This is a genomic window from Pseudomonas sp. DE0010 (assembly GCF_007680745.1).
GTDB lineage: Bacteria > Pseudomonadota > Gammaproteobacteria > Pseudomonadales > Pseudomonadaceae > Aquipseudomonas > Aquipseudomonas parafulva_B.
This window is the reverse complement of the sequence record NZ_VEJQ01000010.1, coordinates 1-3,936: the sequence shown is the minus strand read 5'-3', so window position 1 is coordinate 3,936 and position 3,936 is coordinate 1. Positions and strand designations below refer to the sequence as shown.

The window sequence follows — 3,936 nt, the reverse complement described above, 5'->3', positions numbered from 1 at the left end:
CTGCGACCTTCCATACAGTTGGGTATCGAGCGTTGGCTCGGCTATCCCTACGGGACGTAGGAAGACGCGCGAAAATTAGCCGCGCCGGTCACGGGGCTGGCGGCAGGCATGCCGGCGAGGCACCGGTTAAATCGGTGCTCGCATCGCTCGTTAACCCTGCACAACGACAGATCGACAGGGGTTGACCGTGGACCTTCAGAGCATTCTCAGCAGGCTGTTCGCCAACGCCCATGGCGTGGGCATCGAGGGCGTCTACCAGTTCGTCTTCGCCCATGACCGGGCATTCTGGTCGGAGGTGCGCGAGCAGAGCCGCACCGGCGCTGGCCGCCACGCCGCGCCGGACGTCACCATCGAGGTAGCCGAACGCGACTTTCTCGGGATCATGGGCGGCACGGCCAATGTCGAGGAACTGTTCGCCAGTGCGCGGCTGAAGATCACCGGCAACATGGGCCTGGCCACGCTGCTGCCGCAGATCATCAACAGCGCGCGGCAAGGCACTTCGGCCAGCAAGGTGGCCATGAATCAACGCTACCCCACGCCTGCTCGCATCAGCGAACGGGTATCGGCAGCGCAGCCTGTGCTGCGTGAGGTACCCCGCCTGCCGCGGGCGCAGCTGTCAGCCGAGCGTTTTGCCCGGGAGTACCTGCCGCTGGGCATGCCGGTGGTGGTGAGCGATGCCCTGCACGACTGGCCGCTGTTCAGCATGGGGCGCGAGGCGTCCATCGCGCACTTTGCCGAGCTGCAAGGCATCACCCGCCACGGCGACTACGTGAAGAAAACCTTCTCCACCGACCGCGACTTTCGCTCCACCTCCATGGCCGACTTCATTGCCTCGCTGGACACGCCGGCCAAACCGGGTGAAACCCCCGCCTACATGGGCAACAACATCGTCCCGGAAAAGCTCCTGGCGCTGATCCGCTTCCCCGACTACTTCGAGCGCTCGCGCTACATCGCGCCGCGCATCTGGATTGGGCCCAAGGGCACGCTCACACCCTTGCACCGGGATGACACCGACAACCTGTTCGCCCAGGTCTGGGGGCAGAAGTCGTTCATCCTTGCCGCCCCGCATCACCGTCCGGCGCTGGGCACCTGGTCGACCAGCCCCAAGGGTGGCCTGGACGGCTGCGACTTCAACCCAGATGCCGCCGACTACCAGCGGTTCCCGGCCGCCCGCAATGTGCCGTTCCTGCGTGTGGTGCTGCAAGCCGGCGACCTGCTGTTCTTGCCCGAGGGTTGGTTCCACCAGGTGGAGTCGGTGTCCACCTCGCTGTCGGTCAACTTCTGGGTGAACTCCGGTCGCGGTTGGTGAGGCGCGGTTAATTTGCCTGGGCGTCGGCTCGTTTCTCAGCAAAGACGTCTGCACGAGAACGCCCCATGCCTAGCCCAGCCCGCATGACCCAATCCCTCCAGCAAGGCCTGCGCCGTCTGATTGGCGGCGCCACGCGCCAGGCCCAGCCCTACCGCCTGTTCGACCTGGTGCTCAGCCGCCGCCTGACCCTTACCCCCTCGCTCACCCGGCTGGTGTTCACCGGCCCCGACGTGGCGCAGATGACCACCCTGGCACCGGACCAGCGGGTGAAGCTGTTCTTCCCGGCGCCCGATGGCTCCCTTGCGCAACTGCCTGCCGACCAGCACTGGAAGGCCGCCCACAGCGCGCTTGCTGCCGAACAGCGCCCACCGATGCGTACCTACACTTTGCGCGCGCTGCGCCCAGAGGCATTGGAGGTGGACGTGGATTTCGTCCTGCACGGTGTCAACGGCCCTGCCTCGGCCTGGGCTACCCAAGCGCGGCCGGGTGATCGCCTGCAGATGCTGGCACCGAACCTGGCCCATGCGGGAGACCCTGGTGGGTACGAGTGGAAGCCGCCGCAAGGGGTACGCAACGTGTTGCTGGTCGGGGATGAAACGGCGCTGCCAGCGATTGCCGGCATCCTCGAAGCCCTGGCCGTGACGCAACCGGACCTGGCGGTGCAGGCGTTCATCGAAGTGCCCTTGCAGGCCGACTGCCTGGATGTGCGTCACGGCAGCGGCGTTGAGCTGCACTGGCTGCCACGGGATCTTTTGAACTGCGAGCAGGGCCAGGCCATGCTGCATGCCGTGCGTGAACTGGCCCGACTGCCCCAGGGGCACGCAGTGCCCAAGGCCAGGCTGGAGGATATCGATATCGACACGCGCATTCTGTGGGAACAGGCCAGTACCGCCTGCAGCGTGTTCCACGCCTGGGTGGCGGGCGAGTCGGCCACGGTCATGGCCATCCGTCGCCATTTGATCAAGGAGCGCGGGTTGCCACGTCAATGGCTGACCCTGATGGGCTACTGGCGCGCAGGCAGAACCCTGGACTGAAAGGGGGTATAGCCGGGGGCACACGGCCCCCGCCTGGACTCAGACCGCCGCGGCCACGGCAGCGGCGAAGCGTTGCGCGACCTCGTCGACCTGCTCGTCGCTGATGATCAAGGGCGGCAGGAAGCGTACCACTGCCCCGTGGCGGCCACCAAGTTCCAGGATCAGGCCTCGCTTGAGGCACTCGCGCTGGACGCGCGGGGCCAGTTCGCGGTTGGCCGGCGGGTGCCCCTGGGCGTCTGCCATGCCTTGCGGATCGACCAATTCCACGCCCAGCATCAACCCCCGACCACGGATATCCCCCAACTGCGGATAATCTGCCTGCAGGCGCTGCAAATGCCCGCGCAGGCGCTGACCCATGGCCTCGGCATGGTCGGCCAGGCGGTGCTCGACCAGGTATTCGAGCACGGCAGACCCTGCGGCCATGGCCATCTGGTTGCCGCGGAAGGTGCCGGCATGGGCGCCTGGCTTCCAGGTGTCGAGCCAGTCGCGGTAGACCACCACGGCCAGGGGCAGGCTGCCACCGATGGCCTTGGACAGGGTCACGACGTCTGGCACGATACCGGCGTGTTCGAAGGCGAACATGCGTCCGGTCCGGGCGAAGCCGCTCTGGATTTCATCGACGATCAGCGCAACACCCGCCTGCTCGGTGATGCGCCGTACGCCCTTGAGCCACTCGATGTCGGCGGGTATCACGCCGCCTTCGCCCTGCACCACTTCCAGAATCACCGCGGCTGGCAGCGGCACCCCGCTTTCGGGGTCGAGCAACAGGTTTTCCAGGTAGTGCAGGTTGGCCTTCACCCCCGCCTCGCCGCCCAGGCCGAACGGGCAGCGGTAGTCGTAGGGGTATGGCATGAACTGCACGCCGCTGCCCAACAATGCGCCCAGGGGCTGCTTGGGACCCAGGCTACCCATCAGGCTCAGTGCCCCCTGGCTCATGCCGTGGTAGGCGCCCTGGAAGGTCAGGACCGTGCTGCGGCCGGTGGCGCTGCGCACCAGCTTGAGCGCGGCCTCCACCGCATCGGTACCGGTCGGGCCACAGAACTGCACCTTGGCTTCACGGCGCAGTGCTTCGGGCAGCACGGCGAACAGGTCCTGGACGAAGCGGTCCTTGACTGGGGTGGTCAGGTCCAGGGTGTGCAGGGGGAGTTCATCGGCCAGCACGCGCTGGATGGCTTCGACTACCACGGGGTGGTTGTGGCCCAGCGCCAGCGTACCGGCACCGGCCAGGCAATCGATGAACTGGCGGCCTTCGACGTCCTCGACATAAATGCCACGGGCGCGCTTGAGGGCCAGCGGGATACGGCGGGGGTAGCTGCGGGCATTGGATTCCTGTTGCTGCTGGCGGTGCAGCAGCGGCGAATCGGTGAATTCGTATAGGGGGTGCGGGGTGGTGGCCGGTGGGACCTGAGCAAGGCTGGTAGCGGTGGACATGGTGAATCCTCGCAAGCAAGCGAATGGGCGGTAGTCGCTTGAGAGACGCTTGGCCGGGGGCAGGATTTAGGGGGCTCTTGCTTTGGCTCTTGCTCTTGCTCTTGCTCTTGCTCTTGCTCTTGCTCTTGCTCTTGCTCTTGCTCTTGCTCTTGCTCTTGCTCT

3 protein-coding genes are annotated in these 3,936 nt (G+C 66.2%); 2 read left to right on the top strand and 1 reads right to left on the bottom strand.

The window, feature by feature from the left end:
• The first annotated feature begins 187 nt into the window (after positions 1 to 187).
• Both FS767_RS09755 and FS767_RS09750 read left to right on the top strand, forming a co-directional pair.
• Positions 188 to 1,309, top strand: coding sequence for a cupin-like domain-containing protein (locus FS767_RS09755; RefSeq protein ID WP_144965043.1), 1,122 nt, complete (start codon positions 188 to 190; stop codon positions 1,307 to 1,309).
• A 65-nt stretch (positions 1,310 to 1,374) separates the two neighbouring features.
• Complete coding sequence (locus FS767_RS09750) at positions 1,375 to 2,343, top strand: siderophore-interacting protein (RefSeq protein WP_144965041.1); 969 nt, start codon at positions 1,375 to 1,377, stop codon at positions 2,341 to 2,343.
• Positions 2,344 to 2,382: 39 nt separating this feature from the next.
• Here the strand turns inward: FS767_RS09750 and FS767_RS09745 are convergent, their stop codons facing one another.
• A complete protein-coding gene (locus FS767_RS09745; RefSeq protein ID WP_058606009.1) occupies positions 2,383 to 3,774 on the bottom strand; it encodes an aspartate aminotransferase family protein in 1,392 nt (463 codons plus the stop codon).
• Positions 3,775 to 3,936: the final 162 nt, after the last annotated feature.